The sequence below is a fragment of the Luteipulveratus mongoliensis genome (assembly GCF_001190945.1).
In the GTDB taxonomy this organism is placed as follows: Bacteria; Actinomycetota; Actinomycetes; order Actinomycetales; family Dermatophilaceae; genus Luteipulveratus; species Luteipulveratus mongoliensis.
The window spans coordinates 3154182-3180074 of the sequence record NZ_CP011112.1; the positions used below are offsets into that span (position 1 = coordinate 3154182).

Sequence of the window (25893 nt, forward strand, 5' to 3'; positions counted from 1 at the left end):
GCTCTTTCCTGCCGGACGGTCGTCGTACGCTGAGGAGGTCCCCAGCGTACGAGAGTGAGATGTCATGTCTGAGAACTTGTCCCAGGAGTCCGTCACCACGCCCGCCACCGGTACCGCGCGGGTCAAGCGCGGCATGGCGGAGATGCTCAAGGGCGGCGTGATCATGGACGTCGTCACCGCCGAGCAGGCCAAGATCGCCGAGGACGCCGGCGCCGTCGCCGTCATGGCGCTGGAGCGCGTCCCGGCCGACATCCGCGCCCAGGGCGGGGTGTCGCGGATGAGCGACCCGGACATGATCGACAGCATCATCGAGGCGGTCTCGATCCCCGTGATGGCCAAGGCCCGGATCGGCCACTTTGTCGAGGCGCAGGTGCTGCAGAGCTTGGGTGTCGACTACATCGACGAGTCCGAGGTGCTGACGCCCGCGGACTACGCCAACCACATCGACAAGTGGGAGTTCACGGTTCCCTTCGTCTGTGGTGCGACCAACCTGGGCGAGGCGCTGCGCCGGATCACCGAGGGTGCGGCGATGATCCGTTCCAAGGGCGAGGCCGGCACCGGCGACGTGTCCAACGCGACGACCCACATGCGCCAGATCCGCCAGGAGCTGCGCCGCCTGCAGAACCTGCCGGAGGACGAGCTCTACGTGGCCGCCAAGGAGCTGCAGGCGCCGTACGAGCTGGTCAAGGATGTCGCGCTGGCCGGCAAGCTGCCTGTCGTGCTCTTCACCGCCGGCGGCATCGCGACGCCCGCCGACGCGGCGATGATGATGCGGCTCGGTGCCGAGGGCGTCTTCGTCGGCTCCGGCATCTTCAAGAGCGGCAACCCGGCCGAGCGTGCCCAGGCCATCGTCAAGGCCACGACGTTCTACGACGACCCCGACGTGATCGCCAAGGTGTCACGCGGCCTGGGAGAGGCGATGGTCGGCATCAACGTCGAGGAGATCCCCGAGCCGCACCGCCTGGCCGAGCGCGGCTGGTGATGCTGGTCGCCTGACCCTCTGGGTCAGGCGACCGTGCTCGCGTCGGCTGCGTCATCGGCGCGGTTCGTCACCCGCGCCGCCGCGACCGGCAGGACAGACGGCATCCGCATACAGATCAGCGCGCCGACCGCTGCGACCCCGATGAGGGCGAACCACACGGTCATCTCGCCATGGGCCAGCAGCCAGGTGAAGGCCGACGGCGCGATGATGCCGCAGACGAGCCACGAGAGCTGATAGAGCGCCATGTAGCGGCCGCGCAGGTGGGCCGGCCTGCTGTCGACGGCGATCGTCGTGAGGACGGGTCCGCCGAGCAGCTCGCCGAGGGTGTAGACGGCGACGGCGACCAGAATGGCCACGGCGGCGAGCGAGGTCGAAAGGGCGCTGACACCGGCCAGCAGAACGAACCCTGCTGCGAAGACGACATTCGCCAGCAGCGCGATGCGGTAGCGGGCGTGGCCAGTCATCCGCCGCACCACCAGACCCTGGCCGAACCCGACGAGCACCGTGTTGACGGTGAAGATCGCGCCCGTGACCCAGCCGGGCAGCTCCAGGATCTCCGAGGCGTACACAGGCATCGCGATGTTGAGCGCCATGGAGCAGAGGGCGTAAACCAGATTGCCGAGCACAAGGATCCGAAAAGGCTTGTCCCGCAACGCAACTGCCCAGTGCGCTCGGTCCTCTTCGGGCGGGCGCTGCTGCGCCGTGTCGCGCACCAGCAGGTAGAGGACGACGGCGACGACGTACGACGCGGCGTTCGCCAGGACGACCGCGCGGTACGCCGTGGTCGTGTCGATCGTGACGACGAGACCCGCTGCCAGGCCGCCTAGCGCAAAGCCGACGTTGCGCAGGGCGCCTAGGAACCCGAACCACAGCTCGCGCTCGCCGGGCTCGGACAGCGCTGCGACGAGCGGGGAGTACGACGCCCAGAATGCCGATTGGCCGAGCCCCACGAGGCTGGTGAGTAGGACGACCTCGGCGAACGATGAGGCCTGGGTGTAGCCGACGAAGCCGATCGCCTGCACGGCGTTGGCGACGATGAGCACTCGCTTGGCGCCGACCCGGTCGACCACCTGACCCACGAAGAGCACGAACGGCAGGCTCACAAGAGCCGCGATCGAGAGCGCGGCTCCTACCTGGGGGAGGGTCAGCGAGGTGGTTGCAAGGAAGTACAGGACCGAGACCGGCATGAAGACGCCACTGCCGACCGCGTCAACGGCGACGGCCGTGACGAAGGTCCGATGTCGGGCTATGTGGGGGATGCCCAGTCGTTCGCGCACTGACGGATCCTGACAGGTGCCGTCCACGTCAGGGCAACTGGTTAAAGCGCTGCCCGGTCAGCTCAGTCGGGCAGCACCATCAGCAGGATCGGTGGCTCGTGATCCGGCAGCCACTCCGGTCGCGCGGTGCCCACCTGGCGCCAACCCAGGTGCAGGTAGACCGAAGCGGCCGTCGAGTGGCGCTGGACGACATCGAGCACCGGCGTACGGCCGCTGCCCCTGATCCAGTCGACCGAGGTGCGGATGAGCGCGCCGCCGGCGCCGGTCCCTTTGGCGCGGTCATCGACGAACAGCACTGACATACAAGCCAGCTCGCGAATCGGACGCCCCGCTCCCGCCGACCAGATCTGCCCGAGCTCGTCATCGTCGACCGCGCTGACCGCGACGTGACCGATCACGGAGCCATCGAGCTCCGCGACCCAGGCCCGCTCCTCGTCCTTGCGGACAACGAACTCCTCGGGCGGAAAGGGCAGGGGCCAGCGCAGCGGGTAGTGCGAGGTGGGCTGCTGCGCGGCGAGCACCTCGACCAACGCAGGAATGTCGTCCGGCCGTCGCGGCCGGATCGTGGCAGTCGTGCTCACAGGCGTTCGCGCATCCACGCGAAGTCGGCCAGGTGCTCCTCGGCTCCGCCCGGTGTCTCACAGATGACCGGCGCACCGGCGTCGCGGACGACCGAGGCGAAGTCGTCCGGGTCGAGCTGGCCTGAGCCGAAGTTGGCGTGCCGGTCGGCGCCGGAGTCGAACGAGTCGCGACTGTCGTTGGCGTGCACCAAGTCGATCCGTCCGGTGATGCCGTGCACACGCTCGACGGCCTCGGTCAGCTTGATGCCTCCGGCCCAGGCGTGACAGGTGTCGAGGCAGAAGCCGACGTTCTCGACGCCATCGGCCGACTGGATCGCCTGCCAGACGCCGTCGATGCGATCGAGGTGACGCGCCATCGCGTTGTCACCGCCGGCGGTGTTCTCGATCAGAAGCGGGATCTTGAGATCGGTCGCCTCGATCGCCTTGCGCCAGTTGTCGAACCCCTTAGCGGGGTCGTCGTCCTTGTTGACGTGCCCACCGTGCACGATCAGGCCCTTGGCACCGATCTCGGCGGCCGCGTCCATGTGCTGCTGGAGCAGCTTGCGGCTCGGGATACGGATCCGGTTGTTGGTGGTGGCGACGTTGACGATGTAGGGAGCGTGGACGTACAGATCGACGCCCGCCTCCTGGGCTGCAGCACGCAGGCCGTCCGCGCCGCCGGAGAACCGGATTTCGGGACCCTTGTAACCCTGCGGGTCGCCCAGGAAGAACTGGACCAGCGTGGTCTCCCGAGCGAGTGCCTCAGCCACGGGGTCTGCCTGCTCGACGTGCGCGCCGATGGAGATCGTCATGGCACCAGGCTACGAAGCGGCGCCGACATCCGTACGCCGGTCTCGCCGACCGTCACGGAACCCGCGGTGGAGGCTGCCTCCGGTTCGTGACCTGGATCACAGGCGCAACCCCCGGGTGCAGGCGTAGCGTGATGGAGTGACGGAAAGCCGGACTGAATCACCTGCCATCAAAACCGTCGGCGAGCTACGCGCGAGTGGCCACGAGCAGCGCAGCCTGAAGGCCGAGATTCGAGGCAACCTCATCGCCGCTCTGGCCCAGGGGCGAGATCCGTGGCCAGGCATTCAGGGCTTCGGCGCAACGGTGATCCCGCAGCTGGAGCGGGCGCTCCTGGCCGGGCACGACATCGTGCTGCTCGGTGAGCGGGGCCAGGGAAAGACCCGTGTCCTGCGCACTCTTGCCGGCCTGCTCGATGAGTGGACGCCCGTCATCGACGGCTCTGAGCTGGGCGAGCACCCCTACGAGCCGATCACACCCGCGTCCGTACGTCGGGTTGCCGAGCTCGGCGACGACCTGCCGGTGTCGTGGCGGCACCGCGACGAGCGTTACACCGAAAAGCTCGCCACGCCCGACACCTCGGTCGCAGACCTCGTCGGCGATGTCGACCCGATGAAGGTCGCCGAGGGCCGCCACCTGGGCGACCCGGAGACGATCCACTTCGGGCTCATCCCTCGGTCGCACCGGGGGATCGTGGCCATCAACGAGCTGCCCGACCTGGCCGAACGCATCCAGGTCGCGATGCTCAACGTGATGGAGGAGCGGGACATCCAGGTGCGTGGCTACGTGCTGCGACTGCCGCTCGATGTGCTCGTCGTGGCCAGCGCAAACCCGGAGGACTACACCAACCGCGGGCGCATCATCACCCCGCTCAAGGACCGCTTCGGCGCCGAGATCCGTACCCACTACCCGCTCGAGGTCGAGGACGAGATCGCGGTCATCCAGCAGGAGGCACAGCTGGTCGCGACCGTGCCGGACTTCCTGGTCGAGGTCTTGGCACGGTTCACCCGAGCGTTGCGCGAGTCGACCTACGTCGACCAACGTTCAGGCGTATCAGCACGATTCGCGATTGCCGGGGCCGAGACGATTGCGGCGGCAGCGCTGCACCGCGCCACCGTTCGTGGCGAGGATGAGCCAGTCGCGCGAGTGGTCGACCTCGAGACGGCGGTCGATGTGCTGGGCGGCAAGATCGAGCTCGAGTCCGGCCATGAGGATCGGGGCCAGGAGGTGCTGGAGCTCCTCCTGCGGACCGCCACCGCCGATACCGTGCGGCAGCGGCTGCGAGGCATCGACCTCGCGCTCCTCGTCAGTGCCCTCGAGGGCGGCGCCCAGGTGACGACCGGTGATCACGTCACGGCGGCCGAGCTGATCGAGTCGCTCCCTGTGCTCGGCGAGTCCGACCTCTACGACAGCGTTGCCGAGCGTCTGGGTGCCTCGACCCAGGGCGAGCGTGCCAGCGCGATCGAGTTCGCTCTGGAGGGCCTCTACCTGGCTCGCAAGGTCAGCAAGGACTCCGACGAGACCGGCACCACGACGTACGGCTGAGGGATGAGCTGCGTTGCCACGTAAAGACTTTCAGCGGTCACGTTATGGCCGGTACGTCGACGGTCCCGACCCGTTGGCGCCGCCCGTCGATCTCGGAGAGGCGCTCGACGCCATCGGCGAGGACGTTATGGCCGGCTACTCGCCCGAGCACGCACTCCAGGAGTTCCTTCGCCGTGGTGGACGCTCGCAGCGCGGGCTGGACGACCTTGCGCGGCAGGTCGCCCAACGCCGTCGCGAGATCCTGCAGCGCCACAACCTCGACGGCACCTTCCAGGAGATCAAGGAGCTGCTCGACCGCGCGGTCCTCAACGAGCGCAAGCAGCTCGCCCGCGATCTCGACGACGACGCCAGGTTCTCCGAGATGCGGCTCGAGCAGCTGCCGGCCTCGCCGGCTGCCGCGGTCAACGAGCTGGGCGACTATCAGTGGCGCAGCAGCGAGGCGCGAGCCGACTTCGAGCGGATCAAGGACCTCCTGGGTCGCGAGGCGTTGGACCAGCGATTCGCGGGCATGAAGCAGGCGCTCGAGAACGCCACTGATGAGGACCGCGAACGCATCAGCCAGATGCTCGATGACCTCAACCACCTCCTGGCGGCGCATGCGCGCGGGGACAACACGGACGAGCAGTTCCAGCAGCTCATGGAGAAGCACGGGGAGTTCTTCCCGGAGCATCCCGAGACGGTCGAGGAGCTGCTGGACGCACTGGCTCAACGCGCCGCCGCTGCGCAGCGCATGCGCAACTCGCTCACCCAGGAGCAGCGTGACGAGCTGGATTCACTGGCACAGAACGCTTTTGGCTCACCACGCTTGATGGAGCAGCTGTCGCAGCTGGACAACAACCTGCGCGGACTGCGACCCGGCGAGGACTGGTCAGGTTCGGCGCCGATGGAGGGGGAGCAGGGTCTGGGGCTGGGTGACGGGACCGGCGCGCTCCAGGACCTCGCCGAGCTCGACGCGCTCAGCGAGCAGCTGTCCCAGCAGTACGCCGGAGCCCGCATGGAGGACGTCGACCTCGATGCTCTCGCCAAGCAGCTCGGCGACGAGGCGGCCGTTGACGCCCAGACGTTGACCGAGCTCGAACGCGCCCTGCGACAACGCGGATACCTGCATCGCGACGCCCAAGGACAGCTCCAGCTCTCACCTCAGGCGATGCGACAGATCGGCAAGTCGCTCATGCAGGATGTTGCGCAGCGGTTGTCCGGTCGGAGCGGCCAGCGCGACCTACGCCGGTCGGGTGCGGCGGGGGAGGCCAGCGGCGCCACGCGTCCGTGGGAGTTCGGTGACACCGAGCCGTGGGACGTGACCCGCTCCTTGACCAATGCCGCCGTACGCAGAGCCAGCGACCCGGACGGGCCGCTGCTGCACCTGGACGACGTCGAGATCCGCGAGACCGAGGCGCGTACCCAAGCGGCCGTGGCGCTGCTGGTCGACACGTCCTTCTCGATGGCGATGGACGGTCGCTGGGTCCCGATGAAGCGCACCGCCCTCGCCCTGCACCACCTGGTCAGCACCCGCTTCCGCGGTGACGACTTGCAGCTCATCGGCTTCGGGCGGCACGCCCAGACGATGCAGATCGAGGAGCTGACGGCGCTGGACGCCGAGTGGGACAAGGGCACCAACCTCCATCACGCGCTGCTGCTCGCCAACCGCCACTTCCGTCGGCACCCCAACGCTCAACCGGTGCTGCTGATCGTGACGGACGGCGAGCCCACCTCTCACCTCGAGCCGGACGGAGAGGTGTTCTTCTCCTATCCACCGCATCCGCTGACGATCGCTTACAGCGTTCGCGAGCTGGACGCGTCCACCCGTCTCGGTGCCACCACGACGATCTTCCGGCTCGGCGAGGACCCCGGTCTGGCGCGCTTTCTCGACCAGCTGGCCAAGCGCTGCGGCGGCCGCATCGTGGCACCCGAGCTCGACGGACTGGGTGCAGCCGTCGTCGACGGATACCTCAGCTCGCGGTCCTTCGCCTCGCGGCTGTATGGCGGCCCACACCTCGCCGGGTGAGTCCGCTCAGGTGGGGGAACCTGACTTGTCGCGCGCGTCGGGTGGAGGCACCTGTCGCCCGGTCTCTCCCAGCGATGCGCGTGCGTTGCTGTCGACGGGCGGCAGCAGACCGGTCATCGCGCACAGGTTGCGCCCAAACGCGGTCAGCTCGATGCTGCGCCGGACGGTGACCCCCTTGCCCGCCTCCTTCATGGCCTCCTCGACCTCTTCCTGAGCCTCGAGCACGTCATACACGCTCTGCTCAGGAAGCGGCTCCTGGGAGAACCAGACCAGGCCGAGACGGAACATGTTGTTCAGGTAGGCCGGCACACGCTCGATGTTCAGGCATCCTGCGTAGCGGCCGATCATCGTGATGCCCGGCGCGATCAGCACGCTGCCGACACCGAACGGCTTCTTGGTGCGCACGTCCACGGAGGGCTGCGGGCCGCTGCGCGCGAACAGACGCAGGATGCGGGCCTCGTCGGGAGCCAGCTCGGACAGCAGCCGGACGTACGCCGGGTGGCCGCCGTCCTTGTACGTCAGGTCGGCCGAGGCGTCCAGCAGCGCGTTGAGCCGGTCGGGCAACGTGATGCCGTTGTACTGATGCGCCGGGCCGCTTCCGACGATCCGGTTGCGGAACTCCTTCGGCATCGGGTCCGGCTCGTCGGCCACGCCGAGGATCTCGCGTACGGACTCCTTGGCCTCGCTCCCGATCTGGTGGAAGACCGCTTGTGCCGACTGCCCCGAGACGGCACCACGAACCACGACGTTGCCCAGGTGCAGGGAAGCGGTCAGGGTCCACTGGTTGGTGCGCAGGATCATGAGGCCGGCGACCTTGGCGACATCGGGGACGGCCCGCAGCAGTGCACCCGTCGGGATACCCGGGATGACTTGGCGGTCCAGGATCCCGTGCGGCTCATCCCACTGCTCGACGACGCCTGGAGACGCGTCAGTCGTCTGCTGCACAGGTGGAGGCGTCGCTCGCTCGACGGCTGCTGCCGGTGAGGCACCGTTCGTATAAGGGACCGCGGTGGACCCGTTGCCGTGTGACCCGTTCTGACCAAGGACCTCTGGAGCGGGCGCGTAGTCATCCACGGAAGTGGTGGGGACGGTGTAGTCAGTAGTCATCTCACACTCCGAAGATGATGAGGTGGGCCAGGCCGGCGACGATTCCGAGCACCGCGCCGTGCAGGATCAACAACCATTCGTCCTCTTTGATCGCCGAGCGCAGCATCTCGGCGAAGTCGTGCGAGCTCATCGCCCGAGTCTTCTCCGCGACGAGCTCACGAATCTTGCCGCTCTGCCGGTCGTTGAACTCTTCGTCCAGCAATGAGGTGCTCGCGAGGTCGGTGGCCTCGGCGACAGCGAAGCGGGACATCGTGTCGTACGCCTCGCGACCGATCGCGGCGCGGACCGGGACCTTCGCCACTCCGACAGCCGAGTCGACCACGGGTCGCATGAGGTTCTCGATCATCTTGTGGGTTCGGTCGCCACGAGGCCCGTTGAACAGCTCGTAGCCGATGTTGGTCAGCGTCACGATGCGCTCGGAGATGATGCGGGCCCAGACGTCGGCCACCTGGTCCTGGCGCCGGATGAACAACCCCTGGAACTTGAACGGGCCGATGCCACGTGGTTTGACCGGTTGGAAGATGACGGCGATGGCGAGCCAGTTGGTGACGTAGCCGATGACCGCGCCGCAGACGGGCAGCAGCCACCAGATCGGGAACGCGGCGACGAGGAACATCAGCGGGATACCGAGGATGAACCCGAAGACGAAGCCGAAGTGGACGATCAGCCGGAGGTCGCGCTTGCCCATCTCCTGGAAGATGATGTTGGCCAGCCGCGGGTCCTCCTCCATGTAGCCGATCACCATCAGCTTCACGTCCAGGAGCTGATCGATGTTGAGCCCGATCTCCTGGGTGAGGTCGTAGATCAGCTTGGGCAGCCGCTGCTCGATGCGGGCCTTGATCATCGCCCGCATGCTCGGCGGCACGTTGGCCCAGAGGGTCGGGTAGTAGGTCCGCATGATGCGGTCGACGATGCGATCGATCTCGGGCTTGGAGGTCCGCAGGATGTGGTCGGCGATCGCGTCCGGATCGAGCTGTTCGTAGAACTCGGTCGTCGTGCCGAGCTTGGTCAAGCCCTTGTCGACGGCGATGCTGCCCATCTTCGCGGCCCTCGACGGGATGATCCCTTGCCAGCCGAACTTGCCTTTGGTGAGCCCGACCGGGACCTCCAGCACCTTGCGCGGCAGGAACTGCGCAGCTGTCTTCATACCCGGGATGCGGATGCCCTTGAACTGGATCGGGTAGAAGAGCATGAGCACGCCGGTCCAGTTGGTGATCCAGCCGATGATCCCGGTGAAGAGGGGCACCGACAGGTGCATGACCAGGCCCTCCGCATGGACCAACGGGATGACCGATGCAGGTTCCACTCGTTGCCCTCCAGTCGCGTAGGCACAAGGCTTCCTTGCCTCGTGTACGTCGGCTCCTGCTTCGGGACCCTAGACCGACACGGGTGCTCAGAACAGAGATCGGCGTGATCTATTTCACAAAATGGGCACTTTTGTAAAGTCACGCGTCGGACCGACTCGCTCTCCTCGACGCGCCTGCCATTAGCCTCGCCCCATGATTTCGCCGCTGGTCGGGGTCCTTGCGGTGCAAGGAGACGTACGCGAGCACGTTCGTGCGCTCGAGGAAGCGGGAGCCCGCGCGATCGGCGTACGCCGGCCGGAGGAGATCTCCCAGCTCGACGGGTTGGTGCTGCCAGGCGGAGAGTCGACGACCATCGACAAGCTGCTGCGCACCTTCGACCTCCAGCAGCCGCTCCGGGAGCGGATCGCTGACGGTCTGCCGGTCTACGGATCCTGCGCGGGCATGATCCTGCTCGCCGACCAGGTGAAGGACGGCCGGCCTGATCAGCAGACCCTGGGTGGTCTCGATGTCACGGTGCGGCGCAACGCGTTCGGTCGCCAGGTCGACTCGTTCGAGACCGACCTGGAGATGACTGGTATCGAGGGCGGCCCGGTGCACGCGGTCTTCATCCGCGCACCGTGGGTCGAGGCGATCGGGCCGGATGTCCGGGTGCTGGCCACCGTGCCCGACGGACCGGCAGCAGGACGTGTCGTCGCCGTACAGCAGGGTGCGCTGCTCGCGACGTCCTTCCACCCCGAGGTGACGGGCGACCACCGAATCCATCGCTACTTCGTCACTCAGACTTTGCGCACCTGACGCGCCACGGACGTTCCGCAACGGATGACTGGGACCACCCCGTCCTTCATGCCCAAGGAGCGCCCCGTGTCTCTCCCACAGCTCAGTCGTCGCCAGCTGCTTGGTCTCACCGGTGCCACCGGACTGGCCGCAGCCACGACGCTCACCACCACCTCGAGCCCTGCCCGGGCTCTGGTCGGCTCGGACAACCCCTTCACTCTCGGTGTCGCGAGCGGCGACCCTGAGCCCGACGGTGTCGTCCTCTGGACCCGACTCGCGCCGCAGCCCTTGGCTCTCGACGGCCGCGGCGGCATGTCCGACCGCCCGGTCGTCGTGCAGTGGGAGATCGCGACCGACCCCTCGTTCGGCGCCCACAGCATCGCCCGCCGTGGTTCTGAGATCGCACGTCCATCGCTCGCACACTCGGTCCACGCCGAGGTCCACGGCCTGCGGCCGGATCGCGTGTACTGGTACCGGTTCCGCGCCGGCCACAGCATCAGCCCGGCCGGCCGCACCCGGACCGCGCCGGCGTACAACGCTCGACTGAACGAGCTGCGTTTCGCGTTCACCAGCTGCTCGAACCTGCCCGCGGGCTACTTCACGGCATATCGCCACATGGCACAGGACGACCTCGACCTGGTCATGCATCTCGGTGACTACGTCTATGAAGGTCCGGGCGTGAGCACGATTCCCGGACGGTCGCACACCTCCGGGGCCGAGATGTTCGACCTGCCGGGCTACCGCCTGCGCTACTCCCAGTACAAGAACGACCCAGACCTGCAGGCTGCGCACGCCGCCGCGCCGTGGATCGTCACGCCGGACGACCACGAGGTCGAGAACAACTACGCAGGCGCGATCTCCGAGCTCGACAAGGAGCCCGACCAGGACCCGGCGATCTTCCTGAAGCGGCGCGCGGCGGCGTACCAGGCGTACTACGAGCACCAACCCGTCCGGCGCCGGTCCATCCCCAAGGGTGCAGACATGCAGCTGTACCGCCGGCTGCGCTACGGCCGGCTCGCCGACTTCAACGTGCTGGACACCCGGCAGTACCGCGACGACCAGATCGAGGGCTGCGCCCAGCCCTGCACCGAGCGATACCAGCCCGGCCGCACCATGCTCGGTGCGCAGCAAGAGCGCTGGCTGCTCAGCGGACTCTCGGCGTCGCGGTCGACCTGGAAGGTCGTGGGCAACCAGGTCGTGACGTTCGACGCCGACGGCAAGAGCGGCGCGGGCGAGAGCTACGGGATGGACAACTGGATGGGCTACGCGAACGCACGCCAGCGCTGGTACGACAGCCTCCATCAGCACGGCGTGCAGAACACCGTCGTCGTCACCGGCGACGCCCACCGCAGCGCTGTCGCCGACCTCAAGCTGGACTTCCGTGACCAGGCATCGCCCACCGTCGGCGTCGAGCTGCTCGGCACGTCCATCACCTCGGGCGGTGACGGCAAGGACATGGACGGGACCGGTACGACCTGGCTCGCCGAGAACCCGCACCTGAAGTTCGCGAACTCGCAGCGCGGCTACCAGCGCTGCGTGCTGACGCCCACGGAGTGGCGTACGGACTACCGCGTGGTCGACAAGGTGACGACGCCCGGCGGGGTCATCAGCACCCGCGGCGAGATCTACATCGAGGCCGGTCGGCCAGGGGTCGCGGACGTCGTCCGCCACTGACCGCGAGGTCCATGGCACACCATCGCTAGGATCGTGCGGTGCCCGCAGGGTCGCGGGTACCGCACGCGATGGACCAAGGACAGGTGAAGAGGCACATATGAGCGGTCACTCCAAATGGGCGACGACAAAGCACAAGAAGGCTGCGATCGACGCCAAGCGGGGCAAGCTCTTCGCCAAGCTGATCAAGAACATCGAGGTCGCCGCACGACAGGGTGGCGGTGACGCGGTCGGCAACCCGACGCTGTTCGATGCGATTCAGAAGGCCAAGAAGTCTTCCGTCCCCAACGACAACATCGACCGCGCGGTCAAGCGTGGATCAGGCGCTGAGGCCGGCGGGGCCGAGTACCTCGCGCTGACCTACGAGGGCTACGCGCCCGGTGGTGTCGCGCTGCTCATCGAGTGCCTCACGGACAACAAGAACCGCGCCGTGGCCGAGGTCCGCACCGCCCTGCAGAAGAACGGCGGGTCGATGGCCGAGAGCGGCTCGGTCGCCTACCTCTTCGGTCGCAAGGGCGTCGTGATCGTGCCCAAGGCACAGAACGACTCCGAGGACGCCACCGAGGACTCCCTGCTCGAGGTCGTCCTCGACGCGGGCGCCGAGGACGTCAACGATCTGGGCGAATCGTTCGAGATCGTGTCCGAGGCAGGGGACTTCGTGACCGTACGCGAGTCTCTGCAAGGTGCCGGCATCGACTACGACTCGGCTGAGGCTTCCTGGTTGCCGAGCGTCGAGGTGCCCCTCGACAAGGACGGCGCCAAGAAGATGTTCCGCATCATCGAGGCGCTCGAGGACAGCGACGACGTCCAGAACGTCTACGCCAACGGCGACGTCTCCGACGACGTGCTGGCCGAGCTGGACGCCGAGGACTAGCCAGGCCCTGACACGCGCGGCTGTCCTGCACGGATCGTGCGGGTCGGCGCGATAGCGTCTGACACGAGCCGAACATCTGTTCGGTCATCCTGGTGTGAGGAGTCCCGGTGCGTGTCCTGGGTGTCGATCCTGGTCTGACCCGATGCGGCGTCGGTGTCGTCGAAGGCGGGATCGGCCAGCCGTTGCGGCTGATCGCCGTGGGCGTCATCCGTACGCCGGTGGATGACGAACCGGCTCAGCGCCTGTTCGCGCTGCAGACCGAGCTCGAGCAGTGGGTGGACGCCCACCAGCCCGACGCCGTGGCGGTCGAGCGGGTGTTCGCCAAGGCCAACATCAAGGGGATCATGGGCACTGCTCAGGCCTCCGCCGTGCCGATGCTTGCCGCTGCCCGTCGCGGGCTGCCGCTGGCGATGCACACACCGTCCGAGATCAAGGCCGCCGTCACCGGCAACGGGCGCGCGGACAAGGCCCAGGTCACCAGCATGGTCACGCGCATCCTGCGGCTCGAGGTTGCACCCCGGCCTGCGGACGCGGCCGACGCGCTGGCGTTGGCGATCTGTCACGTCTGGCGTGGGGGAGCGCAGGACCGCATCGCCCAGGCGGTGGCCCAGCAGAAGGCACGCGCTGGAGCGCGTCGATGATCGCGAGTCTGCGCGGAGCCGTCGCCTCGGTCGGGCTCGACCACGTCGTGCTCGAAGTGGGGGGAGTCGGGATGCTCGTCCACACGACACCAGCGACCGCCGCGTCACTGCGTCACGGGCAGGACGCGCAGCTGTCGACCTCGCTCGTCGTCCGCGAGGACTCCCTCACCTTGTTCGGGTTCGCGGACGTCGCCGAGCGGGATCTGTTCGAGCAGGTGCAGACCGTCAGCGGTGTCGGTCCACGGCTTGCGCTGGCGATGCTGGCGGTGCACCCGCCCGAGACGCTGCGCATCGCCATCTCCGGCGGAGACATCGTCGCGCTGACCAAGATCCCGGGCATCGGCAAGAAGGGCGCGGAGCGCATCGTCCTGGAGCTGCGGGACAAGGTCGGCGCGGTTGCGGGTGGGTCCGCGGCCGCCGTACCCGCTGTGCCGGGATCACCCGCGCGTGGCCAGGTTGCCGAGGCGCTCGTCGGGCTCGGCTGGTCGGCCAAGCAGGCTGACGACGCGGTCGAGAAGGTGCTGGCCGCCGAGCCCGAGTCGCGCGACGTCGCGAGCCTGCTGCGCCTCGCTCTGCGGGAACTCGGCCGATGACCGACCGAGCGGACGACGAGCCGGCGTACTCCGAGCACGACGACACGTCGTACGACGCGACGGCGAGGGTCGTCGATCCGGGCGGGGACGACGAGGAGCGCCGCATCGAGTCGGCTCTGCGCCCACGTCGGCTGATCGACTTCCCGGGCCAGCCGCGGGTGCGAGACCAGCTCGGTCTGGTGCTCGAGGCGGCGAAGCGACGAGGCACGCCTCCGGACCACGTGCTCCTGTCGGGACCTCCCGGGCTGGGCAAGACGACGCTCGCGATGATCGTCGCCACCGAGCTCGAGCAGCCGATCCGCATCACCAGCGGCCCGGCGATCCAGCATGCCGGCGACCTGGCTGCGGTGCTGTCCTCGCTGGCCGAGGGCGAGGTCTTGTTCCTGGACGAGATCCACCGGATGGCACGCCCGGCCGAGGAGATGCTCTACCTCGCAATGGAGGACTTCCGGGTCGACGTCATCGTGGGCAAAGGGCCGGGCGCCACTGCGATCCCCTTGGAGCTGCCGCCCTTCACGGTGGTCGGCGCCACCACTCGAGCTGGGCTGCTGCCGGCACCGCTGCGTGACCGCTTCGGGTTCACCGGACATCTCGACTACTACACGGCCGACGACCTGACCACGATCCTCACCCGCAACGCCACGCTGCTCGGCGTCGAGGCCACGCCGCAGGGCATCAGCGAGATCGCCGGGCGCTCCCGAGGCACGCCGCGCATCGCCAACCGGCTGCTGCGCCGCGTCCGCGACTTCGCCCAGGTCCACGGCAAGGGCGTGGTCGATCATCCGGCTGCGATGTCCGCGCTGTCGCTGTTCGATGTGGACGACCGCGGCCTGGACCGTCTCGACCGCGGGGTACTCGAGGCGTTGTGCCGCCGATTCGGCGGTGGTCCGGTCGGGCTGTCCACCCTGGCGGTGGCCGTGGGGGAGGAGGCGGACACCGTCGAGACCGTCGCGGAGCCCTACCTCGTGCGCGAGGGCTACATGCTCCGTACGCCGCGGGGCCGCGTGGCCGCGCCGCTCGCCTGGACGCACCTCGGGCTCACTCCGCCCGCCGGAGGCGGAACCTCTGCGCAACCCTTGCCGTTCGAGGAGGGTGAAGGCCGGTTCACGCCATGAGGCACCTCGCGCGATGAGGCGCGCCGCACGCGCACCCTGAGTTGGGTACGTGGTGTGGCTCACCTACACTCTGCCGTTGGCCCGGCATCCACGTTCGTGGATGCCCGCGTACGCCGGTCGTGCCCGACCAACCACGGTGAAGGAAAGACACTTGATGCCGTCCCTGGCAGCCGCCTCTCAGGGTGGAAGCTCTGCGAGCCTGCTGATCCTGCTCCTTCCGCTGCTCCTGATCGGGCTGATGTTCTGGACACAGCGCCGACGCAGCCGTCAGTTCCAGCAGGCGCAGTCCCAGCTCAACATCGGCGACGAGGTCAGCACCACGTCCGGTCTGCTCGGCACGCTGGTCGCGCTGGAGGATGAGATCGGCAGCCTCGAAGTCGCTCCAGGCGTCGTCCTGCGATTCGACCGCCGCGCGATCGTGCCCGCTACCGTGACGTCTGGTCCGACGGACGCGACGACCGCTCCTGAAGACGAGGCACCGGCTGAGGACAGCACTCCTGCTGACGACGCGGCCGCCGACACCGACACCACCGGCAAGGGCACCAGCCCGAGCCAGGGATCCTGAGGACACCCGTGGCTACACGTACCCGCGCATCGCGCACCGGCGGACGACCCAAGGCGGTCCTCCTCACGCTCATCCTGCTGATCGTCGCGCTCTTCGCCGGCATCGCGGCCACGACGGCCTGGGGTGACCCCAAGGGCGAGTGGGCACCCAAGCTCGGCCTCGACCTCGAGGGTGGTCGCCAGATCACGCTGAAGCCCGTCACCACGGTCGGCAGCAAGAAGGTCAACTCCGGACAGGTCGAGCAGGCCGTCAGCATCATCCGCAAGCGCGTGGATGGCACAGGTGTCTCCGAGGCGGAGGTCACCACCCTCGGCGCACAGAACATCGTCGTCTCGCTGCCTGGCACACCCAGCGAGGAGATGCTCCAGTCGCTGTCGCGCTCATCGGCACTCTCTTTCCGCGCGGTCATCACCTCGACGGCGAACGTGCCAGCGCCGGCACCGACCCTTCCACAGCCGCCGTCGGTCCCGGCCAAGAAGCCGACCGCCAGCCCTTCCGCCTCTGCCGGCGCCAATGGCGTTTATCCGCAGGCATTCCCGGCTGCCACCCCGACGCCGAGTCCCACGCCGTCCGCGCCGGCTGCCGCCAAGGATCCGACCAACCCGAGTGACCCGGCGTGGGCGACCAAACCGGTCGCCAGCACGTGGGTCACTGCAGGTCTGGCTAAGAAGGGCGACACCTACCAAGACCTGCTGGAGTCGTACGACTGCGGCAGTGCTGAGGCACGGCTGATCTCATCGACCGCGTCCAACAAGCAGCCTGTAGTGATGTGTGACCAGGACCAGAAGTCCAAATACCTCCTGGGGCTCGTCGAGGTGGAGGGCCAGTGGGTATCCGATGCAACTTCCGGCCCGGCCACCAACAATCAGGGTCAGCAGACCGGCGGCACGCAGATCAACCTCAAGTTCAACGGCAAAGGCAAGAAGGCCTTCGGCGACATGACCCGCCGAATCGCTCAGATTCCGGCGACCGAGCCTGGCAATGCCTCCGCGATCACGGTTGACGGACAGGTTCTGTCGGCGCCGACCACGAGCGAAGCCATCACCGCCGGTGTAGCCCAGATCACCGGTGGTGGGTTCACGCCATCCAGCGGCAAGACCTTGGCCGACCAGCTGAAGTTCGGTGCGCTGCCGTTCTCCTTCACTGAGCTGACCAATGATCAGATCAGCCCTCAGCTTGGTCAAGACCAGTTGCACAAGGGTCTGATGGCCGGCGCGATCGGCCTGGCCCTCGTCGTCCTGTACTCGCTGTTCCAGTACCGCGCACTCGGGTTCGTCACGGTCGCCTCGCTGGTGATCGCGGCGGTCGTGACCTACGGCGCGGTGACCTTCCTCGGCTTCGCCAACAACTTCCGTCTGACGATGGCCGGCGTGACCGGTCTGATCGTCGCGATCGGTGTGACGGCGGACAGCTTCATCGTCTACTTCGAACGTGTCCGAGACGAAGTCAGATCGGGCAGACCCTTGCGCTCTGCGGTTGAGACCGGCTGGTTGCGCGCGCGGCGGACGATCATCATCTCCGACGTCGTCAACTTCATGGCCTCGGCTGTCCTCTACATCCTGTCCGAGTCCAACGTGAAGGCCTTCGCCTTCACCCTCGGCCTCACCACACTGATCGACCTGGTCATCGTCATGATGTTCACCCACCCGCTGCTGACCCTCCTTGCCAAGACGAAGTTCTTCGGCAACGGCCACAAGTGGTCCGGCTTCGATCCTGAGCGTCTCGGGGCCGGTGGGGTGACGTACGCCGGTCGCGGCCGCGTCACGCTCGCCGACCGCCGCGCTGCTGCAGAAGGAGGGCAGGCCTGATGGCCAGCTTCGCCCAGTTCGGCAATGACCTCTACACGGGTCGTCGACAGATCAACTTCATCGGCCGGCGTCGCCTCTGGTACAGCATCACGGCGGTGCTGCTGATCATTGCTGCGCTCGGAGTCTTCGGGCGCGGCCTCAACCGCAGCCTCGAGTTCACCGGTGGCGCGGAACTGCGGGTCCCCAGCGTCACCAACCTGGACAACTACGACTCACGTGCCAAGGACGTCGTCCAGAAGGCCACCGGCAGTGACGACAACCTGATCGTCACCAAGGTCGGTGCCAAGGACATCCGGATCCAGACCGAGGACCTGGGCGGCGGCGGGGCTGCGACCACGGAGAAGGTCAAGGACGCCCTCGCGAAGGAGTTCAAGGTCGCTCCCGAGTCGATCAACTCCTCGTTCATCGGCCCGTCCTGGGGGAAGCAGGTGACCAACAAGGCGATCGTCTCGCTGCTCTGGTTCATCGGCCTGCTGAGCATCGTCCTGGCGATCTACTTCCGCACGTGGAAGATGGCACTGGCGGCGATCGTCGCCGTGCTGCACGACCTGTTCTTCACGGTCGGCATCTATGCCCTCACCGGCTTCGAGATCTCACCGGCGACGATGATCGGCTTCTTGACGATCCTCGGCTACTCGATCTACGACACGGTCGTGGTCTTCGACAAGGTCCGAGAGAACACCCATGAGGCGTTGTCCACCGGGCACCGAAACTACGATCAGGCGGCGAACTATGCCGTCAACCAGACGCTGGTGCGATCCATCAACACCACGATCGTGGCGTTGCTCCCCATCGCCGCCATCCTGGTCGTCGGCTTCACGTTGCTCGGCCCGGGCACGCTGCTCGACCTGAGCCTCGCGCTGTTCATCGGTATCGCGGTCGGTGCCTACTCCTCGATCTTCATCGCCACTCCGCTGCTGGCCGACCTGCGTCGCGGCGAGCCGATGATGAAGGAGCTCGCTCGCAGGGCGCGTGCCTACCAGACCTCTCAGCGCTCTGCCCTGACGGAGGCCAACACCCCGAAGGCCAGTCCCGGCGAGAGCGCTTCCGGAGTCGTGGAGCCCGAGCGAGCGGCGGCTGCTGCGGCTGCCCGCGCCACGCGTACCAAGAAGCGTGACACCCACCCGCTCGCACGGCTGGACAGTGACAGCAAGAGCCGATGAGCGGCGACACAGCCGCTGAGCTGCTCCTGCAGCACACGCGCGACGTTGCGGACTTTCCGAAGCCCGGGATCCTGTTCAAGGACCTGACGCCACTGTTCATGGCGCCAGCAGCGTTCGAGGCGGTCGTTCAGGACATTGCCGACCGCTATCGCGGCAAGGTCGACGTCGTCGCCGGTGTCGAGGCGCGCGGCTTCATCGTCGGCAGCCCGGTTGCCCTGGCTCTCGGTGTCGCGTTCGTGCCGGTTCGCAAGGCTGGCAAGCTCCCCGGACAGGTGGTAAGCCAGGAGTACGACCTCGAGTACGGCACCGCCACCATCGAGGTCCACGCGGACGCGTTCGCCGAGTATCCCCGCGTGCTGGTGCTCGACGACGTGCTGGCCACGGGTGGCACAGCTGCAGCGGCTTGCACGCTCGTCGAACGCGCCGGTGGCGGCGTGACCGCGGTCGAGATGCTGCTCGAGCTCGGCGCGCTCGAGGGCCGAAAACTCTTGTCCGCGTACGAACTCCACGTCATCGCGTCCGTCTGATCGGGTCCACGCGGACCACGTTCTCTCAGCCGACTCCCGGAGACATCACAGTTCGGTGGTGCGCCGATCGGTCGGCGTACCTGATCCCTCTACACTCTGTGCATGGCTGAGGAGTTCAGGCACCAAGCGCCCTCCACGTCGCGCGTCCGCGCGCGACTGGTGCGCTTCGGTGGGCCTCGGTCCACTGGCAACCGGGTGCTGGAGCCGCTGCTGCGGACGGTGCGCACGACGCACCCCAAGGCCGACACGGCACTGATCGAGCGGGCGTACGAGGTCGCTGAGCGTTGTCACCGCGGCCAGATGCGTAAGAGCGGCGATCCCTACATCACCCACCCGCTCGCCGTGACCACCATCCTCGCCGAGCTCGGTATGACCCCGCCGACCCTCGCTGCCGCGCTGCTGCACGACACGGTCGAAGACACCGACTACTCCCTCGACCAGCTGCGCGCCGACTTCGGTGACGAGATCGCGATGCTGGTCGACGGTGTCACCAAGCTCGACAAGGTCCAGTACGGCGACGCAGCCCAGGCCGAGACCGTGCGCAAGATGGTCATCGCGATGGCACGCGACATCCGGGTGCTGGTCATCAAGCTCGCCGACCGGCTGCACAATGCCCGCACCTGGCGCTACGTCTCCGCAGAGTCGGCTCAGCGCAAGGCCACCGAGACGCTGGAGATCTTCGCCCCGCTGGCGCACCGACTCGGGATGAACACCATCAAGTGGGAGCTCGAGGACCTGTCGTTCGCGACGCTCTATCCCAAGGTCTACGACGAGATCGTCCGGATGGTCGCTGATCGGGCGCCGGCGCGCGAGGAATACCTCAAGGGCGTACGCGACCAGGTCACCGCCGACCTGCGGGCCGCCAAGATCAAGGGCACGGTCACCGGCCGACCCAAGCACTACTACAGCGTCTATCAGAAGATGATCGTGCGCGGCCGCGACTTCGAGGACATCTACGACCTGGTCGCGCTGCGCGTCCTGGTCGAGTCTGTCCGCGACTGCTACGCGGTGCTCGGCACGATCCATACGCGATGGAGCCCCCTGCCCGGGCGGTTCAAGGACTACATCGCGATGCCGAAGTTCAACATGTACCAGTCGTTGCACACGACGGTGATCGGTCCGGACGGCAAGCCGATCGAGATCCAGATCCGGACCTTCCAGATGCACCGCCGCGCGGAGTACGGCGTGGCCGCCCACTGGAAGTACAAGGAGGAGGACACCCGCAACCCGGCCACTGTGGCCGACAGCGGTGACGCCGGCCCCATCAACGACATGGCCTGGTTGCGGCAGCTGCTGGAGTGGCAGCGCGAGACATCGGACCCGGGGGAGTTCCTGGAGTCGCTGCGCTTCGACGTCGGCAGCCGCGAGGTCTACGTGTTCACGCCGACCGGCGAGATCATAGGTCTCCCAGCGGGATCCACGCCCGTCGACTTCGCCTACGCCGTCCACACCGAGGTCGGCCACCACTGCATCGGCGGTCGGGTCAACGGCCGCCTGGTCCCGCTCGAGAGCCCGCTCGACAACGGCGACGTCGTCGAGATCCTGACCTCCAAGGCCGACGGCGCCGGACCGAGCCGGGACTGGCTGACCTTCGTCAAGAGTCCGCGCGCCCGCAACAAGATCCGCCAGTGGTTCTCCAAGGAGCGGCGGGAAGAAGCGATCGACACCGGCAAGGAGCAGCTGGCCCGGACCGTGCGCAAGCAGGGTCTGGGTCTGCAGCGCCTGATGTCGCACGACTCGCTCACCAACGTGGCGACGCAGATGCGCTACCCGGACATCGATGCCCTCTATGCCGCGGTCGGCGACAGCAATGTGTCCGCCGAGCACGTCGTCAAGCAGCTGGTCGCGTCACTGGGCGGCGAGGAGGGCACGACCGAGGACCTGGCCGAGGCGACCACGCCGAGCTCGGTGCGCAAGCGGGTCAACGACCCGGGTGTCACCGTGGTCGGCACCGACGACGTCTGGATCAAGCTCGCGCGGTGCTGTACGCCGGTGCCCGGGGACGACATCATCGGCTTCGTCACGACGGGCAAGGGTGTCTCAGTGCACCGGCGCGACTGCACCAACGCCGAGCAGTTGATGGCGCAGCCGGAACGGCTGATCAACGTTGCATGGGCGCCCTCAGCGGCGAGCGTGTTCCTCGTGCAGCTGCAGGTCGAGGCCCTGGACCGCAACCGGCTGCTCTCGGACGTCACCCGCGTGCTGTCCGACCAGCACGTCAACATCCTCTCGGCCAGCGTGAGCACCAGCCGTGATCGCGTCGCCATCTCCAAGTTCACCTTCGAGATGGGCGACCCCAGCCACCTCGACCACGTGATGCGCGCCGTACGCCACATCGACGGTGTCTTCGACGTCTACCGCCTCACCGGATCAGGCGAGCGGCGTCCGCAGGTCTCCGAGGACGCGCACCCCGCCTGACCCTCAGGATGCTTTCGTGGAGGCAGAGCTCGTAGCGCGCGCAACCGTAGCGGCGTCGTCCCTCGGCCGCGATCTCGAGCTGCAGGTGGACGATGTCGTCGTCGTCCAGAACTCCAACAAGCTGGCTCTTCGCGTGCTGCCGTGCAACGTGCTCGCTAGGACCGCTGTCGCTGGGGAAGAAGTCGCAGCGTTCGAGATTGTGGTCACGCAGCACCTCGGGGCCCTCTCAGCGCCGATCGCGCGGCCCGACCCGAGAGTCGAACCGCTCGTGTACGAACGTGACGGCTTTGCGGTCACCTTCTGGACCTTCTACGACTCTGTGACTGACGCGATCTCTTCCGTGAAGTACGCCGATGCGCTGCATCGCTTGCATGGGGCGATGCAGCGCGTCGAAGTGGAAGTCCCGCACTTCACCGAACGAGTCGCAGAGGCCGAACGTCTCGTGATGAAGCGAAGCGAGACGCCAGAGCTCGGTGCCGCCGACAGAGCCCTGCTGCTCGACACACTGCGAGTCGGGGTATCGGTAAGACCGCTGTCACCAGCCGCCACAAGGCTCAAGGACGTCGAGTGCTCTGACGAGGTTGTCCGGTACGGCGAACCTCATACGGGACACCCCATGGTCTCTCGGCAGCGCCGGTACTAGTGCCCGGTCATGGGTGGGCCAAACGGTACGTTCGCGGCATGACCAGAATGCTCGTCGGGTACGCCCGCTGCTCGACCGACGAGCAGGACCTCACCGCCCAGCGCAACGCCCTGAAAACGCTCGGGGTCAGACCCGAACGGATCTACGTCGACCACGGGCTCACCGGGACCAACCGGTCCCGCCCCGGTCTACGCGAGGCCCTCGCCGCCTGCCACGCCGGCGACACCCTCGTCGTCACCAAGCTCGACCGGCTCGCTCGCTCCCTGACCGACGCCCGCAACATCGTCGAAGAACTCACCGCTGCCGAGGTCAAGCTCAACATCGGCGGATCGGTTCACGACCCCACCGACCCGGTCGGCAGGCTGCTGTTCAACGTACTGGCCATGATCGCCGAGTTTGAGTCGGACCTGATCCGGATGAGAACCCGAGAAGGGATGAAGGTCGCCAAGGCCAAAGTACGTCTCCGCGGCAAACAACCCAGGCCCAAACCCGTACAAGAAGCCCACCTGGTCCAGCTGTGGCAGGCAGGGACGCACACCTCAGCTGAGCTGGCCGACCTCTTCAACGTGGGCCGCTCTACCGTCTATCGTGCCGTGCAGCGGGCGGCAGAACCCACGGCGAGTCAGCTCGGCCGCCTGCGACAGCACGGAGACGTTCGGTGACCAAGATAAGTGAGACGGAGAACCTCGCCACGGCGACGCGACGTGCGCCACGGCCGGATCACGAACGCTCTTCCTGGGCGGGTCTCCTGCGGGCTTGTCGGAGGCTTGCCCCTACCTACCTCGTCTTCTTCTGCGGGTCTTTGCTAACCACGATCCCGTGGTTGTCGACGGTGGGGAGCTGGCTTGATGAGGGCGCGACGATGTCCGCCGCTCAACGTTCGCCGAGCGGCATTCTGGCACTCAGCCGTCACCACGACGCGGTGCTCGGCACCTATTACGCGCTCGTCCACTCGTGGATGTCCGTGGTGGGTCAGTCCCTCACGTCAGCTCGGGCGTTGTCTGCGCTGTGCCTGGCAGCAGCGACCGTTGCCATCGTCGACTGCGGTCGCGCGGTTGGGGGGACAGCGGTGGGATGTGTGGCCGGAGTGCAGATGCTTATCGTTCCGGGCGTCGGTTGGTCGGGGTTCGATGCGCGACCGACAGCAGTGTCCGTACTCCTGCTGAGCATCGCCCTACGGGTGCTCATCCATGCTCGAGGATCAGTGCCGTCATCGTGGTTCTATGCATTGATGGCTGTGGCGGGTTGGGTCCAGCTCACTACCATCCTGCAGCTTCTCACCACCTTCCGGCGAAGCACGCTTCGTTCGTGGCGGCTGTGGGTGTCGGTTCTTGTCGTCGGCGTCTGCGTGCTCCCGGTGGCGTGGAAAGGCCACCAGCAATCGGCACAGATCAGCTGGATCCACGATGGAGTTCCGGCGCAACTGGCCTCGGTATTCGTTGGCCGATTCGCCGATTCGCCGAAGTCCACCACGCAGCTCACGCAGCTCACGAGCGTGACGAGTGCACTCGTGGGCATCTCCTACGTCGCCTTGTGCGTGTTCGGGCTCGTGGTGCTGAAGTCATCCACGGCGAGGCTTCTGGTGAGCTGGGCATTTGGGCCAGCGGTGCTGGCGGTGATCGCGGGGGCCGTGACGGGAGGAACGGTGTACCTGCCGCGATACTTCGCGGCATCACTGCCGGCCGCCTTCATCTTGGTGGCGCTGGTGGCTCGCCGCGCATGGTCTACAAGCAGTCCGACTCGAGCTGTCGCCGCGATCTCAGCCGTCGTTATTGCTGCGATTTGTGCGCCGAGCCTGATTGCGGCGCGGGTGGACGACGGTAAGTGGGGAGAGAACAGCAACCAGGTAGCGCAAGAGGTTCGCGCCCGTCAGGCGCCGGTCATCTGGATGGGCAACTCACTGAGCGTTCCGCTGACCTACCCGCATGTGGTGCAAGGCAGAGCGCAGTACCCAAGCCCCTCTTCCGCGTACAGCTCCGACTCCCTGTGGGGCAGCACACCGAACCCACGAGCAGCGATCGCGGCTACCGGCCGCTGGGGTCACGCAACCGTGCTCGTCGAAAACCGGAACTCCGTGACCCTTCAGCGGGCCTTCACCGCCGCCGGGTGCGCGACAGCCGACGACCGGCAGTACCAGCGCTACACGCTATTCACAGCGACGTGCTGACAGACGACGTCGCCCCCGGGGTGACCCGGGGGCGACGTCGTCGTTAGATCAGCAGGAACTGGGCGTCTCGGCCGGCACGCGTGCTACACCAATCGCGAAACAGTCACCTGGTGGGCTGCTCTGTCGCTTCAGCCACAAGATCCGTAGCCCTCGGCGCAGCCCGACTCCCACGTCAGGTCCTGCGTGGAGTAGAGGCGAACACTCGCGTTGTACTCCACATACACCCACCGTGCGCCACCCTCGACCCCGCGACAAGCCGGCGCCGACTGGATAGAACCACCCTTGCCCTTGATGATGTTGATCACGCGCGTCCGATTGGCTTGACAGTTCGCAAGACTGGTCACGTAACCGCGATCGGTCGCAAACCAAGTGTGCACGGAAGCCACGGCCGCCGGGTCGGGCCTGGACGCGGCCGTGCCCACAGTGCCAGCACTGGATGCGGACGGGAGTACCCGAGCGGGTGCGGCTGGGACAGTATGAGTAGATGCTTGCGCCACGGAATCATGGGCTGCGGCGTTAGCTGCCGGAGCCGCTATCCCTGCTCCGAGCAGAATGGCCGACCCCATGGACAAAGTAATCCCGGCCTTCTTTGCGTGCTTCATCATGTTCAGAATCCCCTCTGAGTCAAATACCTGAGATCTACCGATTTCATTGAGTAAGAATCGATGTTGAGGACGCTACACGGACGAGTCATTAGCGTCTGTTGTTCTGCTGGATTGCCCCGGCAGCAACGCTGACTCCCTCCCTCCCTCCCGAGCGGGATCTTGCTCTGCGCGGGGCGCTAGCGGCCGACCAACCGAGGCGGTCAGAGCAGCTGCACCTCTAACCATGACCTTCCCTTTACGGCTTTACGTCGAGCGACGGAAGACCTCGCCCGGCCACTTCGGCGAAAATATCGACGAGGACCGCACTCCGCGAGCCCGCTTCCGGAACCGGAAATCTGGCTTGTGCGCCGACCGTGACGGGGTGTACGACCACTGGAGCCCGGGAGGCCTTGGACTCCGTGGGGTCTTGGGCTGTCGCTGTCGGTCGCACCGGAGGCGACGACCGGGCGGTCTGGTTGACCGGGCCGACAGTCCTAACGCGTTCCCAGAGACAGGCGTCGGGTCATGTTAAGCCGGCAACGTGCGTCCAGTGGGGTCAGGCCGCGCCGGTCGGTCGGCGTCATGCGGTTCAACCAGTCCTCGTCAGCGAGGACGTCTTGGACCATCAGGGTGTTTACGTACACCAGGGCCGACTGCAGCACGCGTAGGCAGAGCACGGACAGCTCTTGCTCGTCGCGCCGGTTGGAGGCGATGTCGCCGCCCTTGCCGAAGAAGAAGATCACACGCTGTTGCCGCCGTT

At 67.0% G+C, this 25893-nt stretch carries 23 protein-coding genes; 17 read left to right on the forward strand and 6 right to left on the reverse strand.

Going from position 1 to position 25893, the window contains the following annotated elements; translation table 11 throughout:
• The first annotated feature begins 64 nt into the window (after window positions 1–64).
• Entirely contained in the window at window positions 65–982 is a 918-nt protein-coding gene (pdxS, locus tag VV02_RS15015) for a pyridoxal 5'-phosphate synthase lyase subunit PdxS (protein ID WP_052592712.1), read from the forward strand.
• A 23-nt stretch (window positions 983–1005) separates the two neighbouring features.
• On the opposite strand, the gene VV02_RS15020 is transcribed toward pdxS, so the two are convergent.
• The 3 genes from VV02_RS15020 to VV02_RS15030 all read right to left on the reverse strand — a co-directional run bounded on the left by VV02_RS15020 (window position 1006) and on the right by VV02_RS15030 (window position 3631).
• Window positions 1006–2259, reverse strand: coding sequence for an MFS transporter (locus VV02_RS15020; RefSeq protein WP_157063417.1), 1254 nt, complete (start codon window positions 2257–2259; stop codon window positions 1006–1008).
• Window positions 2260–2321: 62 nt separating this feature from the next.
• Window positions 2322–2840, reverse strand: coding sequence for a GNAT family N-acetyltransferase (locus VV02_RS15025; protein ID WP_052592717.1), 519 nt, complete (start codon window positions 2838–2840; stop codon window positions 2322–2324).
• Window positions 2837–3631 (reverse strand): deoxyribonuclease IV, encoded by a 795-nt coding sequence (locus VV02_RS15030; protein WP_052592719.1) that lies wholly within the window; start codon window positions 3629–3631, stop codon window positions 2837–2839. Before VV02_RS15030 ends, VV02_RS15025 begins: the two co-directional genes overlap by 4 nt.
• Before the next feature lie 136 nt (window positions 3632–3767).
• Between VV02_RS15030 and VV02_RS15035 the strand changes: the two genes are divergently transcribed.
• Both VV02_RS15035 and VV02_RS15040 read left to right on the forward strand, forming a co-directional pair.
• Complete coding sequence (locus VV02_RS15035) at window positions 3768–5171, forward strand: sigma 54-interacting transcriptional regulator (RefSeq protein ID WP_052592722.1); 1404 nt, start codon at window positions 3768–3770, stop codon at window positions 5169–5171.
• Window positions 5172–5184: 13 nt separating this feature from the next.
• Complete coding sequence (locus VV02_RS15040) at window positions 5185–7176, forward strand: vWA domain-containing protein (RefSeq protein WP_052592724.1); 1992 nt, start codon at window positions 5185–5187, stop codon at window positions 7174–7176.
• Window positions 7177–7182: 6 nt separating this feature from the next.
• Here VV02_RS15040 and VV02_RS15045 read toward each other — a convergent pair whose 3' ends face one another.
• Together VV02_RS15045 and VV02_RS15050 are read right to left on the reverse strand one after the other, a co-directional pair.
• Complete coding sequence (locus VV02_RS15045; protein WP_218917417.1) at window positions 7183–8283, reverse strand: Abi-alpha family protein; 1101 nt, start codon at window positions 8281–8283, stop codon at window positions 7183–7185.
• Between the two features lies 1 nt (window position 8284).
• Window positions 8285–9589: a DUF445 domain-containing protein gene (locus VV02_RS15050; protein ID WP_157063418.1), complete on the reverse strand. Its 1305-nt coding sequence runs from the start codon at window positions 9587–9589 to the stop codon at window positions 8285–8287.
• A 193-nt stretch (window positions 9590–9782) separates the two neighbouring features.
• Between VV02_RS15050 and pdxT the strand changes: the two genes are divergently transcribed.
• The 14 genes from pdxT (at window position 9783) to VV02_RS15120 (ending at window position 24549) form a co-directional block, all read left to right on the forward strand.
• Window positions 9783–10385, forward strand: coding sequence for a pyridoxal 5'-phosphate synthase glutaminase subunit PdxT (gene pdxT, locus VV02_RS15055; protein WP_052592727.1), 603 nt, complete (start codon window positions 9783–9785; stop codon window positions 10383–10385).
• Window positions 10386–10451: 66 nt separating this feature from the next.
• Entirely contained in the window at window positions 10452–12038 is a 1587-nt protein-coding gene (locus tag VV02_RS15060) for an alkaline phosphatase D family protein (protein WP_245633091.1), read from the forward strand.
• Window positions 12039–12135: 97 nt separating this feature from the next.
• Window positions 12136–12909, forward strand: a complete 774-nt coding sequence (locus VV02_RS15065) for a YebC/PmpR family DNA-binding transcriptional regulator (RefSeq protein ID WP_052592732.1) — start codon at window positions 12136–12138, stop codon at window positions 12907–12909.
• A gap of 107 nt (window positions 12910–13016) precedes the next feature.
• Window positions 13017–13550, forward strand: coding sequence for a crossover junction endodeoxyribonuclease RuvC (gene ruvC / locus VV02_RS15070; RefSeq protein ID WP_052592734.1), 534 nt, complete (start codon window positions 13017–13019; stop codon window positions 13548–13550).
• The gene (gene ruvA / locus VV02_RS15075; RefSeq protein WP_052592736.1) at window positions 13547–14143 is read left to right on the forward strand and encodes a Holliday junction branch migration protein RuvA; all 597 of its coding nucleotides are present in this window, start codon (window positions 13547–13549) and stop codon (window positions 14141–14143) included. Before ruvC ends, ruvA begins: the two co-directional genes overlap by 4 nt.
• Window positions 14140–15258, forward strand: coding sequence for a Holliday junction branch migration DNA helicase RuvB (gene ruvB / locus VV02_RS15080; RefSeq protein ID WP_052592738.1), 1119 nt, complete (start codon window positions 14140–14142; stop codon window positions 15256–15258). The genes ruvA and ruvB overlap by 4 nt, the downstream gene beginning before the upstream one ends.
• 154 nt (window positions 15259–15412) lie before the next feature.
• Complete coding sequence (locus VV02_RS15085; RefSeq protein ID WP_083450186.1) at window positions 15413–15823, forward strand: preprotein translocase subunit YajC; 411 nt, start codon at window positions 15413–15415, stop codon at window positions 15821–15823.
• Between the two features lie 8 nt (window positions 15824–15831).
• Entirely contained in the window at window positions 15832–17631 is a 1800-nt protein-coding gene (gene secD, locus VV02_RS15090) for a protein translocase subunit SecD (RefSeq protein ID WP_052592740.1), read from the forward strand.
• On the forward strand, window positions 17631–18794 hold the full coding sequence (gene secF, locus VV02_RS15095; protein WP_052592742.1) for a protein translocase subunit SecF: 1164 nt from the start codon (window positions 17631–17633) through the stop codon (window positions 18792–18794). Before secD ends, secF begins: the two co-directional genes overlap by 1 nt.
• Window positions 18791–19321, forward strand: coding sequence for an adenine phosphoribosyltransferase (locus VV02_RS15100; protein ID WP_052592745.1), 531 nt, complete (start codon window positions 18791–18793; stop codon window positions 19319–19321). The genes secF and VV02_RS15100 overlap by 4 nt, the downstream gene beginning before the upstream one ends.
• 102 nt (window positions 19322–19423) lie before the next feature.
• Entirely contained in the window at window positions 19424–21739 is a 2316-nt protein-coding gene (locus tag VV02_RS15105; RefSeq protein ID WP_052592747.1) for a RelA/SpoT family protein, read from the forward strand.
• Window positions 21740–21755: 16 nt separating this feature from the next.
• Window positions 21756–22382 (forward strand): hypothetical protein, encoded by a 627-nt coding sequence (locus VV02_RS15110; RefSeq protein ID WP_052592749.1) that lies wholly within the window; start codon window positions 21756–21758, stop codon window positions 22380–22382.
• A 38-nt stretch (window positions 22383–22420) separates the two neighbouring features.
• Complete coding sequence (locus tag VV02_RS15115) at window positions 22421–23044, forward strand: recombinase family protein (protein WP_083450188.1); 624 nt, start codon at window positions 22421–22423, stop codon at window positions 23042–23044.
• 161 nt (window positions 23045–23205) lie between these two features.
• Window positions 23206–24549 (forward strand): glycosyltransferase family 39 protein, encoded by a 1344-nt coding sequence (locus VV02_RS15120; RefSeq protein ID WP_157063419.1) that lies wholly within the window; start codon window positions 23206–23208, stop codon window positions 24547–24549.
• Between the two features lie 1078 nt (window positions 24550–25627).
• Here the strand turns inward: VV02_RS15120 and VV02_RS26925 are convergent.
• Complete coding sequence (locus VV02_RS26925; protein ID WP_245633092.1) at window positions 25628–25876, reverse strand: transposase; 249 nt, start codon at window positions 25874–25876, stop codon at window positions 25628–25630.
• Between the last annotated feature and the right edge of the window lie 17 nt (window positions 25877–25893).